This window comes from Stenotrophomonas sp. YJH_SMC_127, from assembly GCF_059372445.1.
Genome location: NZ_JCAFVO010000004.1, coordinates 197,809 through 222,814 on the forward strand (window position 1 = coordinate 197,809; position 25,006 = coordinate 222,814).

12 protein-coding genes are annotated in these 25,006 nt (G+C 69.0%); 2 read left to right on the forward strand and 10 right to left on the reverse strand.

Going from position 1 to position 25,006, the window contains the following annotated elements:
* Nucleotide 1: 1 nt before the first annotated feature.
* The 6 genes from gspG to purL form a co-directional block, all read right to left on the reverse strand.
* On the reverse strand, nucleotides 2-445 hold the full coding sequence (gene gspG, locus AC5QAB_RS11545) for a type II secretion system major pseudopilin GspG (RefSeq protein WP_032956502.1): 444 nt from the start codon (nucleotides 443-445) through the stop codon (nucleotides 2-4).
* A 49-nt stretch (nucleotides 446-494) separates the two neighbouring features.
* Complete coding sequence (gene xpsF, locus AC5QAB_RS11550; RefSeq protein WP_032956504.1) at nucleotides 495-1,715, reverse strand: type II secretion system protein XpsF; 1,221 nt, start codon at nucleotides 1,713-1,715, stop codon at nucleotides 495-497.
* Nucleotides 1,716-1,739: 24 nt separating this feature from the next.
* Nucleotides 1,740-3,461: a type II secretion system ATPase GspE gene (gene gspE, locus AC5QAB_RS11555; protein WP_014035931.1), complete on the reverse strand. Its 1,722-nt coding sequence runs from the start codon at nucleotides 3,459-3,461 to the stop codon at nucleotides 1,740-1,742.
* 136 nt (nucleotides 3,462-3,597) lie between these two features.
* On the reverse strand, nucleotides 3,598-5,451 hold the full coding sequence (locus AC5QAB_RS11560) for a S8 family peptidase (RefSeq protein ID WP_014645887.1): 1,854 nt from the start codon (nucleotides 5,449-5,451) through the stop codon (nucleotides 3,598-3,600).
* 157 nt (nucleotides 5,452-5,608) lie between these two features.
* Nucleotides 5,609-12,790 carry an ESPR-type extended signal peptide-containing protein gene (locus AC5QAB_RS11565; protein ID WP_495233400.1) on the reverse strand — a complete coding sequence of 2,394 codons (7,182 nt, stop codon included), beginning with the start codon at nucleotides 12,788-12,790 and terminating at the stop codon, nucleotides 5,609-5,611.
* Between the two features lie 438 nt (nucleotides 12,791-13,228).
* A complete protein-coding gene (purL, locus tag AC5QAB_RS11570) occupies nucleotides 13,229-17,113 on the reverse strand; it encodes a phosphoribosylformylglycinamidine synthase (RefSeq protein ID WP_495233401.1) in 3,885 nt (1,294 codons plus the stop codon).
* Nucleotides 17,114-17,942: 829 nt separating this feature from the next.
* Here purL and AC5QAB_RS11575 point away from each other — a divergent pair.
* Nucleotides 17,943-20,042 carry a glycosyl hydrolase family 18 protein gene (locus AC5QAB_RS11575; RefSeq protein ID WP_329858411.1) on the forward strand — a complete coding sequence of 700 codons (2,100 nt, stop codon included), beginning with the start codon at nucleotides 17,943-17,945 and terminating at the stop codon, nucleotides 20,040-20,042.
* A gap of 121 nt (nucleotides 20,043-20,163) precedes the next feature.
* On the opposite strand, the gene AC5QAB_RS11580 is transcribed toward AC5QAB_RS11575, so the two are convergent.
* Entirely contained in the window at nucleotides 20,164-20,949 is a 786-nt protein-coding gene (locus tag AC5QAB_RS11580; RefSeq protein WP_329858413.1) for a thioredoxin fold domain-containing protein, read from the reverse strand.
* A gap of 100 nt (nucleotides 20,950-21,049) precedes the next feature.
* Nucleotides 21,050-22,027, reverse strand: a complete 978-nt coding sequence (xerD, locus tag AC5QAB_RS11585) for a site-specific tyrosine recombinase XerD (RefSeq protein ID WP_053495973.1) — start codon at nucleotides 22,025-22,027, stop codon at nucleotides 21,050-21,052.
* Between the two features lie 56 nt (nucleotides 22,028-22,083).
* On the opposite strand from xerD, the gene AC5QAB_RS11590 reads away from it, so the two are divergent.
* A complete protein-coding gene (locus AC5QAB_RS11590) occupies nucleotides 22,084-22,575 on the forward strand; it encodes an RDD family protein (RefSeq protein WP_241884624.1) in 492 nt (163 codons plus the stop codon).
* A gap of 179 nt (nucleotides 22,576-22,754) precedes the next feature.
* Here AC5QAB_RS11590 and lptG read toward each other — a convergent pair whose 3' ends face one another.
* Both lptG and lptF read right to left on the reverse strand, forming a co-directional pair.
* Nucleotides 22,755-23,861, reverse strand: coding sequence for an LPS export ABC transporter permease LptG (lptG, locus tag AC5QAB_RS11595; protein ID WP_241884623.1), 1,107 nt, complete (start codon nucleotides 23,859-23,861; stop codon nucleotides 22,755-22,757).
* Nucleotides 23,858-24,940: an LPS export ABC transporter permease LptF gene (gene lptF / locus AC5QAB_RS11600; protein WP_495233402.1), complete on the reverse strand. Its 1,083-nt coding sequence runs from the start codon at nucleotides 24,938-24,940 to the stop codon at nucleotides 23,858-23,860. Before lptF ends, lptG begins: the two co-directional genes overlap by 4 nt.
* Nucleotides 24,941-25,006 lie beyond the last annotated feature (66 nt).

The window sequence follows — 25,006 nt, forward strand, 5'->3', positions numbered from 1 at the left end:
GTTACGGCTGGTAGCGGATGTCAGCGTCGACGCTGCTGCCGCCAGCCTTGCCATCCTTGCCCAGGCTGACCAGCTCATACGGCTGGCCTTCGCCCGGCGTCCGGTACTCCAGTGCGTGGCCCCACGGGTCATTCAGGTCGGCGGGCTTGGCGTACGGGCCGAGCCAGCCGCCGACACCGGCCGGCGCCGTCACCAGGTCGTTGAGCGTGGCCGGCAGCTTGCCGGTGTCGATCTGGTAGTTGTCGATCTTGGAGGCGACGGTCTGCACCTGCGCCTTGGCGATGTTGGCCTTGCCACGGTCGGCGCCGCCCAGCACGCGGCTGGCGACCAGGGTCAGCACCGCGCCGATCAGCACGATGACGATGATGATTTCCAGCAGGCTCATGCCCGACTGGTTGCGCGCGGCGGTGAAGGAAAGGCGGATCGGTCGGCGACGGGCAATCATGGACGGTCCTTTCAGTTGCGGAGTGTCGGGGTTGCAGGGAGTGCCATCGTCAACCGATGGCATTGGTCAGGTCATACAGCGGCACCAGCACGGCCACGATCACCGCGCCGACCACCGAGGCCAGCACCAGGGTGATCGCCGGCACCATCGCCGCCAGCATGCGGTCGATGCGCCGGGCGCTGTCCTGTTCGAAGGTGTCGGCGGCCTTGAGCAGCATGGTATCGAGTGCGCCGGATTCCTCGCCGACCTGGATCATCTGCAGCGCCAGGCGCGGGAACCGCTTGCCGCGCGACAGGGCCAGCGACAGGCCGGCGCCGTTCTTCACTTCATCGGCGGCCGTTTCGACGTCAGCGGCCAGGGCGCGGTTGCCCAGCACGTTGCGCGCGATGCCCAGTGCCCCCAGCAAGGGGACGCCGTTGCGCAGCAGTGTGCCCAGCGTGCGCGCCAGCCGGGCGGTTTCCAGCTCGCCGATGAGGCGACCGATGCCACGCCGCTGCAGCAGCCAGCCATCCAGCGCCAACCGGAACGCCGGTTGCCGCGCCTTGCGCTCGAAGAACAGCACCAGCACGCCGGGCACCACCAGCAGCAGCACCCACCAGTCACGCACGAACAGGCCCAGCTGCAGTACCGCGTTGGTGAACCACGGCAGCGCCACGTCCAGGCTTTCGTACATCTGCGCGAACTGCGGCACCACGTAGCCGAGCAGGAACAAAAGCGCGCCACCGACCACCACCAGCAGGATCGCCGGGTAGACCAGCGCGTTGATGACCTTGCCCTGCAGCGCGCGGCTGCGCTCGAGGTAGTCGGCCAGGCGTTGCAGGGTTTCATGCAGGCTGCCACCGGCTTCGCCGGCGCGCACCATGTTCACGTACAGGCGCGAGAACAGCCCATGCTGGCGCTCCAGCGCGGTGGACAGCGGTGCGCCACCGCGCACCACGTCGCGGATGTCGGTGATCGCGCGGCGCGATCGTTCGTCCTCGGGCAACCCCAGCAGGATCGACAGCGCGCGGTCCAGCGGCTGGCCAGCACCGAGCAGGGTCGCCAACTGCTGGGTGAACTGCAGCAGCGCGGCCCCCTGCAGCGGGCGCTGCTGCAGCAGGTTGCGCCAGCTGCTGCCGCCGATCGCGCCGGCGTCGGCCAGCTGCGTCTCCATCGGCAGGTGGCCCTGGTCCTGCAGGCGCGCGATCAGCTCGGCCTCGCTGGCCGCTTCCATCTGCCCATCGAAGACCTCGCCATGCGGATTGAGCGCCTTGTAGCGATAGTTCGGCATGTCAGCCCCGGCGTCCTGCACGCATCAGCTTTCCTCGGTCACGCGCAGCACTTCCTCGATGGTGGTCTGCCCGCTCAACGCCTTGGACAGGCCATCCTCGTACATGGTGCGCATGCCGGCCTCGCGGGCGATGCGCTCGATCTCGCCCATGCCATCGCGGCGCATCACCGCACGGCGCAGCGCATCGTTCATCACCAGGAATTCCATGATGGTGGTACGCCCCAGGTAGCCGGTCGGCGCCAGCGCAGACGGCTTCGGGCGGTACAGGTGGATCGGCCCTTCCGGCTGCAGGCGGCGCAGTTCGAACCGCTCGATCTCTTCCGGCGAGGCTTCGTAGCGCTCGGCGTGGGTCGGCTCCAGCCGGCGTACCAGGCGCTGGGCCAGGATGCCGTTGATGGTGGACGTGAGCAGGTAGTCCTCCACGCCCATGTCGAGCAGGCGGGTGATGCCACCGGCTGCGTTGTTGGTATGCAGGGTGGACAGCACCAGGTGGCCGGTCAGCGCCGACTGGATGGCGATGCGCGCGGTTTCCAGGTCGCGCATTTCACCGATCATGATGATGTCCGGATCCTGGCGCACGATGCTGCGCAGGGCATTGGCGAAGTCGAGGCCGATCTGCGGCTTGGCCTGGATCTGGTTGATGCCTTCTATCTGGTATTCCACCGGGTCTTCGACCGTGATGATCTTGACGTCGGCGGTGTTGAGCTGGCTCAGCGCGGTGTACAGCGTGGTGGTCTTGCCCGAGCCGGTCGGGCCGGTGACCAGCAGGATGCCATGCGGCTGTTCCAGCACCTTGCGGAACTGCGGCAGGAAGGCATCGGTGAAGCCGAGCCGGTGGAAATCGAACACCACCGTTTCGCGGTCCAGCAGGCGCATCACCACGCTTTCGCCATGCGCGGTCGGTACCGTGCTCACGCGCAGGTCCAGCTCCTTGCCCTGCACGCGCAGCATGATGCGGCCGTCCTGCGGCAGGCGGCGCTCGGCGATGTTGAGCCGGGCCATGATCTTGATGCGGCTGATCACCGCGGCGGTGAGGTTGGCCGGCGGGCTTTCGCCCTCCACCAGCACGCCATCGACGCGGTAGCGGACCTTCAACCGGCTCTCGAACGGTTCGACATGGATATCCGAAGCGCGCAGCTCCACCGCACGCTGGATCACCAGGTTGACCAGGCGGATCACCGGTGCTTCCGACGCAAGGTCGCGCAGGTGCTCGATGTCGTCGACCGCACCGCCCTCGCCATCCGCGGTTTCCACGATCGCGCCCATCGCGCTGCGGCCCTGGCCGAACCAGCGCTCGACCAGGTCATCGATCTCCGCGCGCATGCCCAGCACCGGTGTCACCGGGACCCCAAGGGCCAACTGCACGGCCTGCTGTGGATAGGCGTCGTGGGCATCGGCCAGCCACAGCCGCACCCCGTGTTCATCCAACTCCAGCGGGCACACATGGAACTGCTTCAGGAAGCGCAGCGACAGCGGAAGTCCCTCGGCCAGCGCCTGCGGCGGGGCCTCCGGCACCTGCTTGCCCTCCAGCAGCGGCAGGCCCAGCACCTCAGCGCTGGCCTGTGCCTGGTCGCGTTCAGACACCAGGCCCAGGCGCACCAGCAGGCCCAGCAGACTGCCGCCGGCCTCGGCATGCAACGGCCGCGCGCGTGCCAGGTCTCCTTCCTTGAGCCGGCCGCGCGCCAGCAACGCATCCAGGATGCGGCCTTCGGCGTCGTCGGTAACGGTTGCAGCGAGCGCGTTCACGTGACTCTCCTGTCAATCGGCCCGACTTTAGCAGTTAAGCCGTGATTTCCGCCGCCCTGCGGCCACCTTTCGTAAAAAGACGAAGCCCGTCACACAGGGTGACGGGCGTCGGCCGTTCAACTACGACACGAGGTGATTACTGCGTGGCGAGAATGCTCACGCCGTTGTATGCCGCTTCGCCCACCACCTTGATGTAGTAGGTGCCCGCCACCGGCTTGTTCACCCGCACCGTTTCGGACGTGCCGGGACGGGTCGACTTGCCGTCGTTGTCGCTGGCGCTCGGCTCACGCCCCTGGGCAATGTAGACCGAGACGTTGCCGGTGCCACCGTAGGTGATCACGCTGAGCTGCTTTCCGGCGACGGCTTCGAAGCTGTACAGCTTGCTGCTGCCGGCAGCACCGTTCAGGCCGCCGACTGCGGCCTTGTTGGTCAGCGGCGTGGCCACCGGCCCGCAGTTCTCGGTGCACGGTTCTTCCAGTGCCTTGGCCAGCGCGGCCTTGGCATCGAGGATGCCGGTACCGATCGGGGTCGCCGCCGGGATGGCGACCGGGAACGGACGCGCCGTTTCCTTCAGCAGGGTACGCATCGCGGCCGGGGTCAACGGATCCTTGCCCTTGGCGATCAGTGCGCTCTGCACCAGTGCCGCAACGGCGGCCACATGCGGCGAGGCCATCGAGGTACCGCCCATGCCCATGTAGCCCGGCGTGCCCGATTCCGGCGTGGTGGCCGCATTGGAGCCGGTCTGCCAGATGTAGCCGCCCGGGTTGCCGTCGACACTGCCGCCACCGCCCGGACCGGACAGGTCCACGCGGGCTCCATAGTTGGAGTAGTAGGTGATGCCACCGGTGATGCGGGTGGCACCCACGGTCACCACGCCTTCGCAGCTGGCCGGCTGGTACTTGGACGCGTTGTCGGCTTCATTGCCGGCAGCCACCACCACCGTGGTACCGCGCGAGATCGCGCCGTTGATCGCGTCCTGGTAGGTGCTGGCGCAGGAACCACCGCCCCCCAGGCTCATGTTGATGATCTCGGCCGGATTGGTGTTGGCCGGGATGCCGGTGACGGTACCGCCGGAGGCCCAGGTCACCGCATCAGCGATGTCGGACAGGTAGCCGCCGCACTTGCCCAGCACGCGGACCGGCAGCACCTTGGCCTTGTAGGCGACACCGGCCATGCCGACGCCGTTGTTGGTCTGCTCGGCCACGGTGCCGGCGACGTGGGTGCCGTGCCAGGAACTGTCGTCGGCCAGCGAGCCGTCATAGCACTCGTTGTCGTTCTCGACCCAATCACCGTAGTCCTGCGCACCCGGCACGCGATCGTTGGTCGGGCGCCGCGAGGTCTCCGCATCGCTGATGAAGTCGTAGCCTTCCAGCAGGTTTCCGACCAGGTCCGGATGCTGCGGCAGGACGCCGGTGTCGATCACTGCCACCACGATGCCCTCGCCCTGCGAGACATCCCACGCCGCCGGTGCGTTGATGCCGCCGACCGCATTGTGCAGATGCCACTGGTTCTGCTGGTAGAAGGGATCGTTCGGCACCAGCGCCGGCTGCACGTTGCCGGCACGCAGTTCGCTGCGGCGCAGCTTCACGTCGGCTTCGGCGTACTGCACCGACGGATCGGCCTTCAGTTCCTTCAGCACGCGCTGCAGTTCGGCCGGTGCCAGGCGGCCCTGCACACGGATGAGGTCCGCACCGGTAGACAGCTTGCGGACCACCTGCGGGCCGAGCGTGCTGGCGCGTGACGTGCCGCCGGAGAGACTGGCACGGGTCAGTGCGGACTGCACGGTGGACAGCTTCGCCGAGCGGTCGGTGGCGGCAGCAGCGCCGGCCCGGTACTTGACGATGATGCGCTCGGTACCCGGCTGGGCGGTGCTGGCCTGGCGCACCGGTTCACGGGTCGGCAACCCGGCGGCGTGGACGGCACCGACCGCCGTCATCGACAGCACGGCGGCGGCAAGCACATTGATGCGAAGGTTCTGCTTCTTGATCACGTCGAATTCCTCTTCTGGGTCATGGATCGAACCAACACTGCGGCCATCATTCCTTGACGACTCCCGGCCGGCCCAGCCGGGATTGCCGTGACCTCCCCCCAGGCCCTCACTGCAGGTACGGCGCCGGCGTGGGTGGCCGCCGGCGCGATGGAGTGGCTTACCAGCCGAAGCCGGCACCGACGCCGACCGAACTGTCGTCACTGCTGAAGGCGCCGCCGAAGGTGACCGTGGCGCGATCGCTGATCGCACGCTGGTAACCCAGCGACAACGCCGACTCGCCACCCTGGAAACCGATGCCGACGCCGACACGGTTCTGGGTGCGGATACCGGCGGCACTGGTAGCCATGTTGAGCATCGCTGCGCTCATCGCGCCCTGGCGGTCGATGCGGCGGTCCATGTGGCGCAGGCGTCCGTCGATCTCGCCCTTGAACACGTCGAAGCTGTCGACAACGGCCTGGACGCGACTGTCGGTGTAGCTGTTCGCCGTCGCCATGCCACGATCCAGCTGGCCCTTGTTGACGGCGTCGGTGGCGGTGGTGCCCGCGGCGACGTTGGTGACCTGGCGTTCGTTGCCTTCGCTGCCCACCGAGACCGTGTTGGCACGATCGGCAACCGAGCCCTGGCCCAGCGCCACGGCATTTGCCGCCGTGGCACTGGCGCCCTGGCCGATGGCCGTGGACGAAGCGCCGCTGGCTACCGCGCCATCGCCCATGGCCACGGCGTTGAAGCCGGTAGCCGGGGTGCCGACCGGAATGCCCGCCCCCGCCGCGGCCACCGTCGGCGTGCCCTGCACGCGTGCGGTACTGGCCGGCGCGGCATCGGCCGTTGCCGGTGCGTCGGCCACGCTGGCCAGCGGGCTTTCATCCAGCGAAGCACTCATTGCGCGCAGGCTGGACGCGCCTGCTCGCGTGCCACCGGCAGTACGACGGTCAATCTCACTGACCTTGCGGTCCAGCGCGCCCAGCGCATCGCCGACGTTGCTGTAGGTGGCGCCCTGGATCACGTAGTTCGGTGCCACGAACACGCCCTGCATGCCGACGCTGGCACCACCGCCGAGGAAGCTGGCGGCATCACTGAGCGACTGGAACAGCTGACCGCCATTGATCGCCTGGCGGCTGCCGGCGGCGATGTTGCCCGCGCCGACGTTGTCGATGGTGGTGCCCTGGAAGCCGGACAGGGTCAGGCGGTCACGGCTGGCGTCGTCATAGCCGACGGCGCTGGCCGCCGTGGTCTCGACCGTGGCGATGCGCGAGTCGAAATCACCGACACGGGTTTCCACGGCGCCCACGCGCTGGTTGGTGACGTTGAGCTGCGAGCCGGTGACCGCGTCGCTGCTGCCGGCGGCGATGCGGCCGTCGGCCACATTGACGATGCGGCGCGCGGCCGGGCCATCGGTGCCGTTGCCACCACCGACCGACACCACGTTGGCATCGAGCGCACGCGAGCCCGCACCCAGTGCCACCGAGTTCGCACCGGACGCGCCGGCACTGTTGCCCAGTGCAAGCGCACCGTTGCCGATGGCCATCGCATTGGCACCCAGCGCATTGCTGCGTGCGCCGCTGGCGCTGGCGGCCGAACCGATCGCTGCGGCATCGCTGCCGCTGGCACTGGCGGTACCCGCGCCGCTGGCCTTGACGTAGCGTGCGGTGCCATCGGCGGTCGCCGCGACCGCATCGAGCTGGCCACGATTGACTGCATCGGTGCGCTCGGTACCGGCGGCGACACGGGTGATCTGTCGATCACTGCTGGCACTGCCGACCGACACGGTGTTGGCACGATCAGCCACCGAGCCTGCGCCCAGTGCGATGCTGCCGGCGGCCGAAGCGTTGGCACTGACACCCACCGCGGTAGCGTTCGCACCGGTGGCCTTGCTGCCGTAACCCACCGCAGTACCCAGTCGACCACTGGCTTCGGCGTAGCTGCCCAGCGCCGAGGCGCCATCGGCCGAGGCAGTGGCGCGGAAACCGCTGGCCTGCGACTGCGTGCCGCTGGCCGTGGCCTGCGCGCCGCTGGCGGTGCTGTAGGCGCCCTTGGCCTGGGCGCCGGCGCCGGTAGCGCTGGCGCCGAGTTCACTGGCGCTGGCAGCGCTGCCCACGGCCACGCTGTCGACACCACTGGCCTGTGCGTTGGTACCCAGTGCCGCCGCGTTGCTGCCGGTCGCCAGGGCGTCGGCGCCTACCGCCGTGGCGTTGGCGGCCATCGCGTTGGCGCCACTGCCCAGCGCGGTGGCACCGTTGCCGATGGCGTTGGACGCGTTGCCGGCGGCCAAGGCGTTGTCACCGCCCACCAGGGCACCGGCCTCGCCATCGGCGTTGCCGCTGGCCTGGAACTGGCGGCTGGTCTTGTCGGCGACGCTGGCAACGGCATCCAGCTGGCCCTTGTTCACCGCGTCGGTGGCTTCGGTACCGGCTGCCACATGGGTCACCTGGCGTTCGCCACCGGCCTTGCCGACGGCCACGGTATTGTCACGGTCGGCCTTGGAGCCGGCACCGAGGGCGACACTGTTGCTGCCGTTGGCGGTGGCGTTGGCGCCCAGGGCCGTGGCATTGCTGCCGGCGGCCCACGAGTTCCAGCCGATTGCCGTGGCGTAGTCTTCGGTCGCCCATGCGCCGGCGCCGAACGCCGCCGCACCGGTGCCACTGGCACGCGACGGGATCAGGCCGAAGAAGGTGCTGCCACCGATGGCCACGCTCTCCTCGCCGCTGGCCTCGCTGGACTGACCCACCGCCACGGCACCGGTACCGGCCGCAGCAGCACCGAAGCCGACGGCGGTCGTGTTGGCACCACTGGCCGCCGAGCCGTAGCCCAATGCGGTGCCGAGGCGTCCACTGGCCTCGGCATAGCCACCGACGGCAGTGGTGCCATCGGCAGAGGCGGCACTACGGAAACCGCTGGCCAGTGCCTGCGTGCCGCTGGCGTTGGATTCGGTGCCGGTTGCCGTGCTGTACGCACCACTGGCCTGTGCACGCGCACCGACCGCGCTGGCGCCGAGCTCGCTGGCGCTGGCACCGGTACCGAGCGCAAGGCTGTCTTCACCGCTGGCCTGCGCTGTGCTGCCCAGCGCCGCCGCATTGTTGCCGGTGGCCAATGCATCGATGCCCACGGCCGTGGCGTTGGCCGCCAGCGCGTTGGCACCGCTGCCCAGCGCGGTGGCCCCGTTGCCGATGGCGTTGGCCGCATCGCCGGCCGCCAGCGCGTTGTCGCCCTCGACCAGTGCCCCTGTTTCGCCATCGGCGTTGCCGCTGGCCTGGAACTGCCTGCTGGTCTTTTCCGCTGCGGCGGCTACGGCGTCGAGCTGGTTCTTGTTGACCGCATCATTGCCCTGCGTGCCATCAGCCACGTTGGTGATCTGGCGGGTGTTGCCACCGCCGCCGACCGACACGGTGTTGTCGCGGTCGGCGATCGAATCGGCACCCAGCGCCACGCTGTTGGCAGCGCGCGATTCGGCGGCGTTGCCCAGCGCGGTGCTGTTGATGCCACCGGACCAGGCGCCGCCACCGACGGCGGTGGAGTAGTTGCCCGATGCTTCGGTGGCCAGCACGCCGAACAGCGATCCGCCGACGGCGACGCTGTTGGTGCCGGTGGCCAGGCTGCCCTGGCCAGTGGCGGTGCTGTAGGCACCGGAGGCTTCCGAATCACCGCCCAGCGCCACGCTGTTGGAGCCGGAGGCATTGGCGAAGTTGCCGAAGGCCGTGGCATTGAAGGCCGAGGCCTGTGCATAGCCACCGATGGCGGTGCTGTAGCCGCCGGTCGCCTCGGCACCGATGCCGAACGCTGCCGACGCGGTGCCACTGGCGACACTCTCGCTGCCGACCGCGGTGGCGCCGCTGCCACTGGCATTGCTGAAGTACCCCACCGCCACTGCCTCCTCGCCGGAGGCTTCGGACAGCACGCCGGTGGCGGTGCTGCCAGCACCGCTGGCGATGCTGGCCGCACCGAACGCCGCACTCTGCTCGCCACTGGCCTCGCTTTCCGCACCCTGCGCGGTTGCGTATTCAGCGGTCGCCTGTGCATTTGCACCGACCGCGCTGGCGTTGGCGGCGCTGGCCAGGGCGTTGACGCCCAGTGCCTGCGCATTGCTGGCCAGCGCGTTGGCGCCACTGCCGAGTGCGGTGGCCCCGTTGCCGATGGCGTTGGCCGCATCACCGGCGGCCAGCGCGTTGTCACCGTCCACCAGTGCACCGGCCACATCACCGCCGTTGCCGCTGGCCTGGAAGAAGCGGCTGGTGGTGGCTGCCGCGCCCGCCACGGCATCCAGCTGCGCCTTGTTCACCGCGTCGGTGGCCTGGGTACCGGCGGCGACGTTGGTCACCTGGCGTTCGTTACCGGTGCTGCCGACCGAAACGCTGCGGGCGCGGTTGGCGACCGAGCCGGCGCCCAGTGCGACGGCGTTGCTGGCGCTGGCGTTGCTGCCGGCACCGAGCGCGATCGCGCTTTCACCACCGGCCACCGTGTTGGTGCCGATGGCGATGCTGTTGAGGCTGTTGCCCAGCGCCTGGAAGCCCAGCGCCACGCTGTTGTCGCCATAACCGAATGCGCCGCGACCGACGGCGGTGGAGCTGGTGCCGTTGGCCCAGCTGTTGTAACCGATGGAGGTCGCACCACTGCCACTGGCCCAGGCCGCGTTGCCGAATGCCGAGGCATTGGTGGCCGTTGCCCAGGCGCCGGAACCGAACGCACTCGCCCCGCTTGCGGTAGCCCAGCTGTAGCCACCGACGGCGGTGCTGTCGTCACTGCTGGCGAAGGCGCTGTCGCCAACCGCAACCGCGTAGCTGCCGGCCGCACGCGACTTGCCGCCAGCCGCGAAGCTGTTGTCTCCGCTGGCCCTGGCGGCGTTGCCGAACGCACTGCTGGCAGCGCCGGTCGCCTGCGCACCACTGCCGACCGCCGTGGCGTCGGCAACGGCAGTGGTGCCGACCTGCTGTGCCGTACCGTCGGCACCGATGATCGGCTGGTTGTACTCGTCGTAGGCCTGGCCGAGGCCACCGATGGCAACACCGCCGTTGCCGGTGGCGTTGCTGTTGCGACCCACCGCCACGGCGTCGTCACCGATGGCCGAGGCTGCTGCGCCCTGTGCAATCGCGCCAGCGCCGATCGCATTGCTCGACGAACCCGCCGCAACCGCACCTTCGCCCTCGGCCAATGCACCGGCATCGCTGCCTGCTTCCGGCTGGGCCTGGAAGAAGCGCGCGGTGCTGTCGGCGGTGCTGGCCACCGCGTCGAGCTGCGCCTTGTTCACTGCATCGGTGGCTTCACTGCCCGCGGCGACGCTGGTGATCTGCCGTTCGTTGCCGGCACTGCCCACGGCCACGCTGTTGGCACGCACCGCTTCGGAGTTGGCGCCGAGCGCAACGCTGTTGGCTCCGCGTGCGGTGGCGTAGTAGCCCACGGCGGTGCTCTGCGCGCCGCTGGCCCAGGTCTGCGCGCCGAGCGCGCTGGCGTTCTCGCCCGGTGCGTAGGCGAAGTAGCCGACCGCAGTCGCTTCGGCGCCGGACGCTTCGGTCAGGCTGCCGTTGGCCACCGCACGATCACCGCTGGCGATGGCGCCGGCGCCGACGGCGGTCGACGCTTCGCCGCTGGCCTGGGTCTGCACGAAGAAGCCCAGGCCTGGAATCAGATCGGCCGGGCCGCCGATGGCCACGCTGCTGGTGCCGGTGGCATTGCTCTGCGTACCCAGCGCGGTGGAGTAATCACCGATGGCATTGGCAACCGCACCGAACGCGGACGACTGCGCGCCGGCGGCATATGCGCCCACGCCAAAGGCAGACGCGGCGAAACCGCCGGCCTCGGCACTCGCACCCACCGCAGTACCACCGACACCGGCACTGGTGGCGCCGGTTTCCACCGGCACGCCGCCACTGGTGATCAGCGGATTGCCATCGGCATCCACCGCAGCCCCCCCCACGGCGACACTGCCTGGGCCGTTGGCCTGCGCGTTGTTGCCGAACGCGGCACTGTTCTGGCCCGAGGCCAGCGCGTTGTTGCCAACGGCGGTGGCGTTCTGCGCGACGGCGGTCGCACCGGCGCCCACGGCCGTCGCACCCTTGCCGATCGCATTGGCGGCCTCGCCAGCCGCCAGCGCCTCGTCGCCCTCGGCCAATGCACCCGCATCACTGTTGCTGCTGCCAGTGGCCTGGAAACGCTTGGCGGTGGCATCGGCCACGGCGGCGACGCCCTTCAACTGGCCGACGTTGACCGCGTCGGTATCTTCAGTACCCGCAGCGACGCTGGTGATCTGCCGGGTCAGGCCGTAGTCGGCGGCGCCGACAGAGACGGTATCGACGCGGTCGGCCAGCGAGCCGGCGCCCAGCGCCACGCTGCCGGTGGCAACCGCAGCGGCGTTCGAACCCAGCGCGGTGCTGTATTCACCGACGGCGGTGCTGAACGCACCCACCGCGATCGACGCTTCGTTGGCGGCGGTAGCGCCGCGGCCCAGTGCGGTGCTGCCCGGGCCCATCGCCACGGCACCACCGCCGACGGCCGTTGCGCCATCGGCAGTGGCTTCGGACAACGCACCGAGTGCGGTGGCCGCGCCGTTCTCGCTGGCTGCGTACGCGCTGGCGCCGACGGCCGTATCGCCAAGCCCGAACGCGGCCGCGCTCTGCCCGACCACCACGCTGGCATCGCCGATGGCCAGGGCGCCCTGGCCGAAGGCACTGGCGCCGAGACCGGCGGCAATGGCCTGGGTCCCGATGGCGGTGGTGGCGTTGGCCAGCGCCTGTGCACCGGCGCCGGCCGCGACTGCGCCCTCCCCCTCGATCTTCGCCGCGTCGCTGTCATCGCCTGCGCCGTCGGCCTTGAAATAGCGGTTTCCATCGGCGGCGACATCAGCCAGCGCGGCCTGCGTGGCGCGCGCCTGCGCGTCCAGTTGCGCCTTGTTCACCGCATCGGTGCCCTGCGTACCAGCAGCCACGTTGGTGATCTGGCGCTCCTTGCCAGCATCGCCGATGGACACGGTATTGGCCCGCGTGGCCTTGGAGCCAGCGCCCAGCGCCACGCTGTTGGCGGCGCTGGCATTGCTGTTGCTGCCGATCGCCACCGCGTTGCTGCCCTTGGCCGTGGCCGAGCCTTCGATCAGGCACTTTTCCAGCAGCTTGCCGCTGAATGCAACGCAGGTGGCGCTGCCGCCGATCTGCACCGACTGTGCCGTCGCGCTGCCGCTCATGCCCAACCCCAATACCAGGCCCAGTGCCACCGCCAGCAGTGCGGGCGTGGCCTGTGTCGCATCGCGGCGCTGGTCGACGACCCCGCCACTGCTGCTGTCGGAGGAGGCCAGTTCCGAGGCCACCACCAACTGACCCAGTGCTTTGTTCCAGACCTTGCGATAAATCCGATTCATCGGTACGGCTCCTGATTGGACTGGTTTTGGGCAAAGCAACGCCACCGCTGGGCTTTCCGGCCCAACGTCCCCTAGGGGCGTTTATTCGCGTGATTTACTGCGGGGTATTGCCGAACGGCGCGCAGCGACAGAAAACCGAGCGCGTGCGCCAACCGGTTACTGCGAAATGAATGATTCTGAAACGGGGTTCAAGTGTTAACGGCAACTTTGCAGATCGTCAAGACTTTGACACGACAAATCCTATTGCCGTGAAGCAGTTCACTATTTCACGTGTTTATAAAGGCATTTTGTTAGACATACGTGACGAACTGCTGGCGCATGAAAACGGATGTAACTAGCGGCCAGATCAGCAATTTCACGCACACAAAGAAAACCCGCCGACAAGGCGGCGGGTTTTTCCATACGCGATGGCATTGCGGCCTGCGCGGAACGATGCGATCAGCCGCACCACACCCGCGCGTTGCGGAACATGCGCATCCACGGCGAATCACCCTGCCATTCAGCCGGTGCCCAGCTCAGGTTGAGCGCGCGCGGGGTGCGCTCCGGGTGCGGCATCATGATGGTGACGCGACCGTCGGTGCTGGTCAGGCCGGTGATGCCGTCCGGCGAACCGTTCGGGTTCAGCGGGTACTGGCTGGCGACGTTGCCATGGCCATCGATGTAGCGCAGCGAGACGCGGGCGGCAGCCTGGTCGACGGCGTTGTCGAACACGGCCTGGCCTTCGCCGTGCGCTACCGCTACCGGCAGGCGCGAGCCGGCCATGCCACGCAGCAGGATCGACGGCGATTCCACCACTTCCAGCAGCGCGGTGCGGGCTTCGAACTGCTCGCTGGCATTGCGGCGGAACTGCGGCCAGTGCCCGGCACCCGGGATGATGCCCTTGAGCTGGCTCATCATCTGGCAGCCGTTGCACACGCCCAGCGCGAAGCTGTCTTCGCGCGCGAAGAACGCGGCGAAGGCATCACGCAGCGCACTGCGCTCCAGGATCGAGGTGGCCCAGCCACGGCCGGCACCGAGCACATCGCCGTAGCTGAAGCCGCCGCAGGCGACCAGGCCGGTGAAGTCCTGCAGCACCACGCGGCCTTCGATCAGGTCGCTCATGTGCACGTCGAAGGCGCGGAAGCCGGCACGTTCGAAGGCGTTGGCCATTTCGATCTGGCCGTTGACGCCCTGCTCGCGCAGCACCGCCACGCGCGGACGCGCACCGGTGCTGATGAACGGTGCCGCCACATCCTCGTTCAGGTCGAAGCTGAGCTTGGGCTTCAGGCCCGGTGCGTTGAAGGCACGGGCGACCTCGCGCTCGGCATCGGCGTTGGCCGGGTTGTCGCGGCGCTTCTGCATCGCGTGGGTGACCGACCACCAGGCGTCGAACAGTGCGTCCCAACGCCATTCGGCCAGGTTCTCGCCACCCAGCGACACGCGCACCACCGGCGCGGTGGTCGGCTTGGCGATGCGCTGTGCGCATTCGGTCAGTGCGTGGCGTTCGACCAGGTCGGCGAACGCAGCGCGGTCTTCGCGCGCGATCTGCACCACCGCACCCAGTTCTTCGTTGAACAGGCTGCGGAACGGATCATCGCCCCAGGCATCGAGCGTGATGTCCAGGCCAAGGCGCGAAGTGAAGGCCATTTCGCACAGCGCGGCGAAGGCACCACCGTCGCTGCGGTCGTGGTAGGCCAGCAGCAGGCCGGACTGGCGCGCATCGCGGATCAGCTCGAAGAAGCCACGCAGGCGCTGCGGATCGTCCAGGTCCGGAGCGGCACCGGCGAAGGCCGGCAGGTCGCCATGGTCGGCGTGCACCTGGGCCAGGATCGAACCGCCCAGGCGCTGCTTGCCGGCACCCAGGCCGATCAGCCACAGCTCGCTGTCCACGTCGCGGTCGAGCAGCGGGGTCAGCTGCTTGCGCACGTCGGCGACCGGCGCGAACGCCGAGATCACCAGCGACACCGGCGACACGCTCTTGTGCGCTTCGCCCTGGTCGTGCCACTGCGCCTGCATCGACAGCGAGTCCTTGCCCACCGGGATGCTGATGTCCAGCTGCGGGCACAGTTCCATGCCCACCGCCTTCACCGCGTCGTACAGCAGTGCGTCTTCGCCCGGATGGCCGGCCGCGGCCATCCAGTTCGCCGACAGCTTGATTTCATCCAGCGCATCGACCGGGGCCGCACACAGGTTGGTCAGCGCTTCGCCCACCGCCATGCGTGCCGACGCAGCGGCGTCGAGCAGGGCCAGCGGGGTGCGCTCGCCGATCGACATCGCTTCGCCGGCCACGCCATCGAAGTCGGCCAGGGTGATCGCCACGTCAGCCACCGGCAGCTGCCACGGTCCGACCATCTGTTCGCGCGCGGTCAGGCCGCCGACGCTGCGATCACCGATGGTGACCAGGAAGTTCTTCGAGGCGACGGTCGGGTGCGCGAGCACGCGCAGGCCCGCTTCCTGCAGGTCCAGGCCGCCGGTCTTCAGCGCCGGCCAGCGCGGCGCCGGCGGGTGCGCTGTGTCGCGGTGCATCTTCGGCGGCTTGCCGAACAGCACGTCCATCGGCAGGTCGATCGGTGCATCGGGCGGGGTGTGGCCCGGCGCGGCACCGTAGGCCACCACCAGATGTTCCTCGGCGGTGGCCACGCCAACGGCGGCGAACGGGCAGCGCTCGCGGGCACACAGCGCGGCGAACTCGGCCAGGCGCTCCTGGGCCACGCCCAGCACGTAGCGTTCCTGCGACTCGTTGCACCACAGCTGCATCGGCGACAGCGACGGATCATCGGTGGGCACCTTGCCCAGGTCGATGACACCACCGACGTTCGAGTCGTGCAGCAGTTCGGGGATGGCGTTGGACAGGCCACCGGCGCCGACGTCGTGGAAGAACTTGATCGGGTTGTTGGCGCCCATCGCCACGCAGCGGTCGATGACCTCCTGGCAGCGGCGCTCCATTTCCGGGTTGTCGCGCTGCACGCTGGCGAAGTCCAGGTCCTCGGCACTCTCGCCGGACGCCACTGAACTGGCGGCGCCACCGCCCAGGCCGATCAGCATCGCCGGCCCGCCGAGCACGATGACCGCATCACCGGCCTGCAGCGGGATCTTGTCGACCTGCACGCGATCGATCGCGCCGAGGCCGCCGGCCAGCATGATCGGCTTGTCGTACGCCCGCACCAGATCGGCGCCTTCGGGCAGCTCGAAGCTGCGGAAGTAACCGAGCAGGTTCGGGCGGCCGAATTCGTTGTTGAACGCAGCGCCGCCGAGCGGGCCATCAGTCATGATTTCCAGCGCCGGCGCCATGCGCGGGTTCAGCGCGCGCGGCGCTTCCCACGGCTGCGGCAGCTCGGGGATGCGCAGGTGCGAGACCGAGAAGCCGGTCAGGCCCGCCTTCGGCTTGCCGCCACGGCCGGTCGCGCCCTCGTCGCGGATCTCGCCACCGGCACCGGTCGAGGCACCCGGGAACGGCGCGATCGCGGTCGGATGGTTGTGCGTTTCCACCTTGATCTGGAACGCGCTGGGCACCTGCGGCTCGCGGCGGTATTCGCCACTGGCCGGATCGGGGCGATAGCGCGAGGCCGGATGGCCTTCGATCACCGCAGCGTTGTCGCTGTACGCGCTGAGCGTGTGCTGCGGGGTCTGCTGGTGGGTGTTCTTGATCATCCGGAACAGCGAGCGGTCCTGCTCCTGGCCGTCGATGGTCCAGCTGGCGTTGAAGATCTTGTGGCGGCAGTGCTCGGAATTGGCCTGCGCGAACATCATCAGTTCCACGTCCGACGGCGACCGGCCCAGCGCAGTGAAACGCTCGCGCAGGTAGTCGATCTCGTCCTGGGCCATGGCCAGGCCGAGGCGCTGGTTGGCGGCCTCCAGCTGGTCCACCGGCACGCGCTCCAGTTCACCCCGGGCCGGTGCCGAGAACAGCGCCTGGCCCTGTTCCACGGTCTCCAGCACCGACTGCGTCATCGGGTCGTGCAGCGCCTTGACCAGCGCCTGCTGGGCGGCGGCATCGGCCGGCCAGCCCTGCACGTCGATGCGCAGGCCACGCTCGACCCGGCTGACCGGCTGGCCGGCACCGCGGACCAGTTCGGTGGCCTTGCTCGACCATGGCGACAGCGTGCCCAGGCGCGGCACCACGATGCGGCTGACCGCGCCGTCGGCCACGGCTTCGGCCTGCGGCGCCGCTTCGAGGATGCGGCACAGGGTGGTCAGGTCGGGGGCGGCGCTGCCTTCGGGCTGCACGAAGTAGACGTGCCAGGCACCGCTGATGCGCAGGGAGGGAGCGATGGACTGCAGGCGGGATTCAAGACGTTCGCGGCGGAACGGCGACAGGGCGGGCGCGCCCTCGAGGACCATCATGTCCGGGGAACCGTAGTTGGGAAACGGGCCCGACATTGTACCGGAAGCGGGGGATGGGCTCTGGCCGGGCGGCGCCCGGCACCCGCCGAGGCCAGGGCAGCGGCAACGGCAATGGCAACGGCAATGGCCCAAGCAAAAGCTGGGTTCCCGTGGGATGGCGGGGTGGTGGGGGCCAGCAGGACACGCCGTAAACCCGTCCATGGGGGCTCGATGGCGCCATCCATGGCGCCAACGGTCCTGCTGGCCCCCACCACCCCGCCCCCGACAGTTTCCCGCGATGTGCGGTGGATCCACGCCATGCGTGGAGGCTCTGCGGTAGTGCCGGCCGCTGGCCGGCAACCAGGGAACATCAGAAATCAGGCATTGGAGAGCGCAGCGACCGGCTTCTGCTTTTGATTTTGATTTTTTGTTCTGTCTTTCGTGGCTGGCTGCGCAGGAACCTGTCAGAGGCCGGGTGGGTGGGGTCAGGCGGGGTGTCCGCGGCATGGATGCCGCGGCCAAGCCCCCAGGGACGGGTTCACGGCGTCCCCGCCTGACCCCACCCACCCGGCCAAACCCATGAATTCGCGCCCGACCAGCCACGAGGGGCTCCGCCGATGGCCGCCGACCGCGCGCAGCGCCGCTCTCCGCCCGAATCCCGGAACCATGCGCTTGCTCACGGATTGACCACGCGATTGATGACAACGTTGTCCCCACCTGGCGCCGGACTCTCTCCCCGGCCCCCCAGGTACCCCGTCCGCCCCCTCCGTCGCCTTCCCGGGCGACGCCCGGACCTGCGTCACGCGCGGCGCCATCGGGGCCCGCGCGCCCTTTGATCGGAGACTTACCCATGTACGACCCGATTGTGCGCAGTGCCGAACGTTCGACCCGAAGCTGTCGTCCCCGCCACCTGGCCTGGCTGCTTGCCCTGGCCGCCGGTACCGCCGCCCTGCCCGGCCTGGCGCAGGCTGCCAGCTGTGCCGGCGTGGCCCAGTGGGACCAGGCCAGGATCTACCGGGCCGGCGATACCCTGCAGAAAGGAGGCGTCCTCTATCGGGCGAACCAGGACATCTGGAACGCGCCGCCGGACCATCCGGCCGGTGCGCCCTACTACACCAACCTTGGTGCCTGCGATGGCAGCGGCAGCAACCAGCCGCCGGTGGTCAGCCTGACCTCGCCGGCCAACGGCGCCACCTTCAGCGCCGGCAGCACGGTCAACGTGACCGCTACCGCCAGTGACCCGGACGGCAGCGTCGCCAAGGTCGAGTTCTTCCGCGACGGCAGCTCGCTGGGCGTGGCCACCGGTGCGCCGTATGCGGCCAGCTGGGCCAATGCCAGCGCCGGCAGCCATACCCTGCGTGCGGTCGCGACCGACAACAACAACGCCACCACCAGCACCCCGACCATCACCATCACCGTCAACGCCGCCGGTGGCGACACCACCGCACCGAGCGTGCCGGGCGGGCTGGCGGTCGGCACCCGTACCGCCAACAGCATCGCGCTCAGCTGGAGCCCGTCCACCGACAACACCGGCGGCAGTGGCCTGGCCGGCTATGACGTGTACCGCAACGGCAGCCTGGTCGGTTCGCCGTCCAGCGCCAGCTATGTGGATGGCGGGCTGACCGCATCGACCACCTACCGTTACCGCGTGCGGGCGCGCGACAACGCCGGCAACACGTCGGCGCAGGGCACCGAAATCAGCGCCACCACGCTGGCCGGTGACGGCGGCACCACCGGCAAGCGGGTCATCGGTTACTTCACCCAGTGGGGCATCTACGGCCGCAACTACCGGGTCAAGAACATCGACAGCAGCGGCTCGGCCGCACGCCTGACCCACATCAACTACGCGTTCGGCAACGTGCGCAACAACCGATGCGAAGTCGGCATCACCCAGCCGTCGGATCCGAACAGCGGTGCCGGTGGCGATGCTTTCGCCGACTACACCAAGGCCTTCAGTGCCGCCGAGAGTGTCAGCGGCAGCGCTGATACCTGGGACCAGCCGCTGCGCGGCAACTGGAACCAGCTCAAGCAGCTCAAGGCCAAATACCCGGGCATGAAGGTGCTGATCTCGCTGGGTGGCTGGACCTGGTCGCGCGGCTTCTCCAGCGCAGCGCGCCCGGAAAACCGCCAGGCCTTCGTCGCCTCGTGCATCGACGCCTACATCAAGGGCAACCTGCCGGTGACCGACGGTGCCGGCGGTGCCGGTGCCGCGCTGGGCGTGTTCGACGGCATCGACATCGACTGGGAATACCCGGTGGCCTGTGGCATCGAATGCGGCAAGCCGGAAGACAACGCCAACTTCACCGCGCTGATGGCCGAGTTCCGCCGCCAACTCGATGCGGTGCGTCCGGGCCTGTTGCTGACGGTGGCGGTGGGTGCCGGCATCGACAAGATCCGTGTCACCGATCCGGCCGCATACCACCCGTACCTGGACTACATCAACGTGATGACCTACGACTTCCACGGCGCGTGGGATGCGAAGACCAATCACCAGTCGGCGCTGTTCGATTCGCCGAATGATCCGTCCACCGGCGACCAGAAGCTGTACAACAGCAACGACGCCATCGAGGCCTTCATCAGCCGTGGCGTGCCCGCCGCCAAGCTCAACCTGGGCATTGGCTACTACGGGCGTGGCTGGACGGGTGTGGCCAACGCCAACAACGGCCTGTACCAGACCGCGACCGGCGCCGCCCCGGGTACGTATGAAGCCGGCATCGAGGACTGGAAGGTGCTGAAGAACCTGGCGTGGCCGGGCTACACCGACAACACCGCCGGTGCCACCTGGATCTACAACGGCAGCACGCTGTGGAGCTTCGACACCCCGGCCAACATCACCCGCAAGATGGGTTACGTGAAGACCCAGGGCCTGGGCGGCGCGTTCGTCTGGGAGTTCAGCGGTGACGATGCGCAGGGCACGCTGACCAAGGCGGTCAGTGATGGCCTGAAGTAAGCAAAAAGCCGGGGATGCGACACGCATCCCCGGCTTCCTGCCTGTAGAGCCGAGCCCATGCTCGGCTGCTGTTTCCGCAGCCGAGCATGGGCTCGGCTCTACAGAAAAAGACCAGCGGCGATCAGCGCTTGGCCGACAGCTTCTCCAGCGCGGCACGCAGCTGCGCCGGCGGCAGGTAGCCGCCCAGCTGGGTGCCATCCGGCGCGAAGATCGCCGGCGTTCCATTCACGCCCAGCTGCTGGCCCAGCGCGTACTGCATCGCCACCGGGTTGGTGCAGTTCCTGGCCGGCACGCTGCCACCGCGCTTGGCGTTGGTCAGGGCCTGGCGACGATCCGCTGCACACCAGACCGAGATCATGTCGGTGTAGTCCTTGCTGCCCAGGCCCATGCGCGGAAACGCCAGGTACTCGACGGTGATGCCGTTGCGGTTGAGTTCGGCGATGTCCTGGTGCAGCTTGCGGCAGTAACCACACTCGATGTCGGTGAACACGCTGATGGTGTACTTGGCGTTCGGCGCGGCGAACACGATGCGATCGCCGTGGTTGGCCTTGGCCAGCAGGCCGCGGCGGTAACCAAGCAGGCCCTCGCTGTTGGCCGGACCCTTGGCGCGGGTGTCGTAAGGCTGCGACTGGAACAGGTAGCGACCGTCATCGGACACGTACAGCAGCTGGCCGGAAACGACGACCTCGCGGAAGCCGGGGAACGGCGCGGCACCGATGTAATCGACCTGGAAACCCGGATTGAGCGCGGTCAACGCGGCACGTACCGCCTGGTCGGCCGGCGCGTTGGCGGCCGGGCTGGCCTTGGCCGCAGCGGCAACAGGCGCCTTGGCGGCCGGCGGAGCCGGCTGGGCGCAGGCGGTCAGGCTGAGCGCACCGAACACGGCGGCGATGGCAAATCGGAGCATGGAGCGATCCGCAGCAGAAGAAGACCCCGGATTCTGACACAGCCGCCGGTACCGGGCCGCGACGCCCGGCACGGCCCCGGGCAGCGATTCAGCCCGGCGCTCAGCCGCGCGGATGGTGGCGGGCGTGCAGCTTCTGCAGATGCTCGCGCGCTACCAGGGTGTAGATCTGGGTGGTCGACAAGGAACTGTGGCCGAGCAGCATCTGCAGCGCGCGCAGGTCGGCACCGCGGTTGAGCAGATGGGTGGCGAAGCTGTGGCGCAAGCCATGCGGGCTGATCCGCGCCGCGTCGATGCCGGCCACCTGCGCATGGCGCTTGACCAGGTGCCAGAACGCCTGCCGGGTCAGCGCATGCAACGTCGGCTCGATGAACAACGGGGTCTGACCATCCGCCAGGGCATGCACCTTGCCCTTGCCGACCAGCAGCGGGCGCGACTGCTGCAGGTAACGCTCCAGCCAGTGCTGCGATTCCTCGCCCAGCGGCACCAGCCGTTCCTTGCTGCCCTTGCCGGTGACCCGCAACACGCCCTGGCGCAGGTTGACCGCCGTGGCCGGCAGCAGCACCAGCTCGCTCACGCGCAGGCCGGCGGCATACATCAGTTCCAGCATGGCGCGGTCGCGCAGGCCCAGCGGGCTGTCGATGTCCGGTGCCGCCAGCAGCGCATCGATCTGGCTCTCGGCCAGCGCCTTGGGCAACAGCCGCGGCAGCTTCGGGGGGTCGAGCAGCGCACTGGGGTCTTCGCTGCGTTCGCCACGGCGCACGCCATCGGCGAAGAACGCCCGCAGCGCCGACAGCAGGCGCGCGTTGCTGCGCGGCGACCAGCCGTGGCGGGTGCGCCAGGCCAGGTAGTCGAACAGCCCGGGACGTTCGATGCCGGCCAGGCCACCGTCGCGTCCATCCATCCAGCGCGCCAGCCCTTCCAGGTCGCGCCGGTAGCTGTCCAGGGTGGCGCGGGCCAGGCCGTTCTCGGCCCAGATCGCATCGAGGAAGCGCTGGATGCGCACACTGTCGTCGGCGCGCAGCTCGGGCAGTTGCTGGACCAGCTGGCGGCGTTCGGCGGGGGTGGAAACAAGGGCCATGCATGCAGGATACGAGGGCCACTGCGGGCACGGCCAGCTTTGCGTATGCTCGGCGCATGTCCCGCCCTGCCACCGACACGGCCCCTGCGGCCGCTACCGAAACGCCCCGTCCGCGCGCGCTGCTGCCCTGGCGCATGCTGGCGATGGCCTACGACGCGCTGCCGGTGCTGGCGCTGTGGATGCTGGCCGGCACGCTGTTCACCCTCGCCTACACCTTCAGCGGCCACGCGCAGCGCGAGAACATCGCACCGTTCAGCGCTTGGCAGTGGCTGCTGTGGGCGGTGTGCTGGGCGATCACGGGGTGGTATGCCACGGCCAGCTGGCGCCGTGGCGGACAGACGCTGGGCATGCGGCCGTGGCGGCTGAAACTGCAGTCGCGCGATGGCACGCCGTTGCGGCACGGCCAGCTGTGGCTGCGCTTCGCGGTGGGGACGCTGTCGCTGCTGCTGGGCGGCCTGGGATTCTGGTGGGCCTGGGTCGACCGCCAACGCCTGACCTGGCACGACCGCGCCAGCGGCACCCGCCTGGTGCGCATGCCCAAGCGGTGATGCACGATCTGTAGAGCCGAGCCCATGCTCGGCTGGCAGGCGGTGCGCAAAAAGCAGCCGAGCATGGGCTCGGCTCTACAGAATCCAGCACGCTGGGCCGGGATGCTGGTGGTCCTGGCACGGATGCCGAAGCGGTGGATTGCCCCGGTAGCGCCGGGCATGGCCCCGCGCTACCAGAATCAGCCCGACTTGCGCCGGAACAACAGTCCGGACACGGCCAGCATCACGATCGGCGGCAGCGCATAGGCAATGCGGTAATCGAACTTCAGCGCACCGGCCATGCGGCCGAAGAACAGCTGCAGCAGCCAGAAGCCCAGTGCAAACAGGATGCCCAGGAACAGGCGCTTGCCCATGCCGCCGCTACGCAGCGACCCGAACGCGAACGGCACCGCGGCCAAGCACAGCGCCAGCACGTTCACCGGGTAGAACCAGCGGCTCCAGTACACATCCTCGAAATCACGCGCATCCAGCCCGTTGCGATGGCGGTAGGCAATGCTGGTGCTCAGCTCGGCCACGCTGAGGTTTCGCGGCTTGGCGATGCCGGTGGCCAGCGCCGCCGGATCCAGCTTCGAGTTCCACGGCTCACGCGCCACTTCCTGGCGGGTGGCCGAGCGCTCGCCGAAGGTGTCGCGACGCACCCCGGTCAGCACCCAACCGTCCTTGTCGTGCTCGGCGGTGGCGGCATGGGTCAACGAGGCGATATTGCCGTCTTCGGCGATCCGGTACAGCCGCACGTCACGCAGGATCAGCCGCGTGCCCTTGTCGCCCACCAGCTGTTCCTCGCCGCTCTGGGCGTTGAGGAAGGTGTCGCCTTCGCGTGCCCATAGGCCGGAGTAGCGGGTGGTGGAGATGTCCCGCCCCCACTTGGCACTGGCCTTCAATGCATCGGCACGGTCCTGTCCCCACGGGCCCAGCGTCTCGGCGCTGAGCACCATCACTGCGGTCAGCAGCGACAGCGCGATCGCCACCGACACGCTCAGGCGCTTGCGCGACAGGCCCAGCGCACGCAGGGCGGTCAGCTCCGAGGTCGCGGCCAGCTGGCCCAGGCCCATCAGCGCGCCGATCACCGCGGCGGTCGGGAACATCGTGTAGGCGCGGCGCGGCACCGTGTACAGCACCCAGGCGGCGGCATGGCCCAGGGTGTAGCCGTTCTTGCCGATGTCCTTGAACTCGCCGGAGAACGCCATCACCACGTCCAGGCCGACCAGCACCGCCCAGGTCAGCAGCACCGTGGTGAACACCGACTGGCCCAGGTACAGATCGAAACGCATCGGGCGCAGCCTCATGCGCGGGCTCCCTTCGAGCGGCCCAGGCGGCCATCACGTGCATACATCCAGATCGCCAGCGCCAGCAGCGGCACGGTCAACCACCACAGGCCGAGCGCGGCCGGAATCTTGCCGTTGGCGATCCAGCCACTGCCGATGAACATCAGGTTGGTGCCCACCATGTAGGCCATCAGGGCCAGCATCATGCGGCCGTAGCGCTGCTGGCGCGGCGAGCTGCGACCCAGCGGCACGGTCAGCAGGGCGAAGGCCAGCGCGATCAGCGGCGGTGCCAGGCGGCGGTGCAGCTGCGCCTGCGCCCGGGGGCGCTCATCGCCGATCAGCTGCAGGGTCGGCATCAGTTCCGGGTCGTCCTCGGTGCGGGTCTGTGCACCGTCGGGCAGGGCCACGTCGTTGCGGGCAAAGGTCGCCAGCCGGTAATCCAGCGCGCCGGCCACCGGGCCTTCCACCTGGTGGCCATCATCCAGCTCCAGGAAGCGCTGGCGGGTGCCCTCGAAGAACATGCGGCCACCATTGGCGGACACCACTTCCAGGCGGTCATCCTTCTGGCGCTGCAGGAACACCTTGCCCAGCTGGGTGCCATCGGGCGAGATCGAGGACAGGTACACCACGCCGCCATTGGGCAGCGGGGTGAAGCGGCCCGGCTCCAGGCCGGCCATCAGCACGCTGCGGTTGGCCTCGATGATCATCTGCTCGGCCATCCGGCCGGCCCACGGGCCCAGCCACAGCGAGCAGGCGCCGACCAGCAGCACCACCGGCACCACCAGCATCAGCAGTGGCCGCAGCAGCCGCTTGGGCCCCACGCCAATGGCGGTGATGACCGCCATCTCCGAGTCGCGGTAGAGCCGGGCCACGGCCAGCAGCAGGCCCAGCATCAGCGCCAGCGGCAGGATCAGCGGCAGGTAGGCGATGAACTGCAGGCCCAGCTGGGAGAACAGCAGCTTGGCCGGCAGGCGTCCGTCGGCGATGTTGCCGAGGATGTCCACCAGCACGCCGCCCACGCTGACCACCAGCAGGACGATCAGGGTAGCCAGGAAACTCTGGACGAAATCGCCCAGCAGGTATCGGTCGAGCTTCAACATGGGGCGGTGGTTTAAACTCTGGGGTTCGTTCGCGGTGCCGCCCAGTCTACTGTCTGGGCGTAAACG

Coding starts and splice junctions, on each gene's coding strand:
- gspG (WP_032956502.1), bottom strand. CDS start 445: ATGATTGCCCGTCGCCGACCGATCCGCCTTTCCTTCACCGCCGCGCGC.
- xpsF (WP_032956504.1), bottom strand. CDS start 1,715: ATGCCGAACTATCGCTACAAGGCGCTCAATCCGCATGGCGAGGTCTTC.
- AC5QAB_RS11565 (WP_495233400.1), bottom strand. CDS start 12,790: ATGAATCGGATTTATCGCAAGGTCTGGAACAAAGCACTGGGTCAGTTG.
- purL (WP_495233401.1), bottom strand. CDS start 17,113: ATGATGGTCCTCGAGGGCGCGCCCGCCCTGTCGCCGTTCCGCCGCGAA.
- AC5QAB_RS11575 (WP_329858411.1), top strand. CDS start 17,943: ATGTACGACCCGATTGTGCGCAGTGCCGAACGTTCGACCCGAAGCTGT.
- AC5QAB_RS11580 (WP_329858413.1), bottom strand. CDS start 20,949: ATGCTCCGATTTGCCATCGCCGCCGTGTTCGGTGCGCTCAGCCTGACC.
- xerD (WP_053495973.1), bottom strand. CDS start 22,027: ATGGCCCTTGTTTCCACCCCCGCCGAACGCCGCCAGCTGGTCCAGCAA.
- AC5QAB_RS11590 (WP_241884624.1), top strand. CDS start 22,084: ATGTCCCGCCCTGCCACCGACACGGCCCCTGCGGCCGCTACCGAAACG.
- lptG (WP_241884623.1), bottom strand. CDS start 23,861: ATGAGGCTGCGCCCGATGCGTTTCGATCTGTACCTGGGCCAGTCGGTG.
- lptF (WP_495233402.1), bottom strand. CDS start 24,940: ATGTTGAAGCTCGACCGATACCTGCTGGGCGATTTCGTCCAGAGTTTC.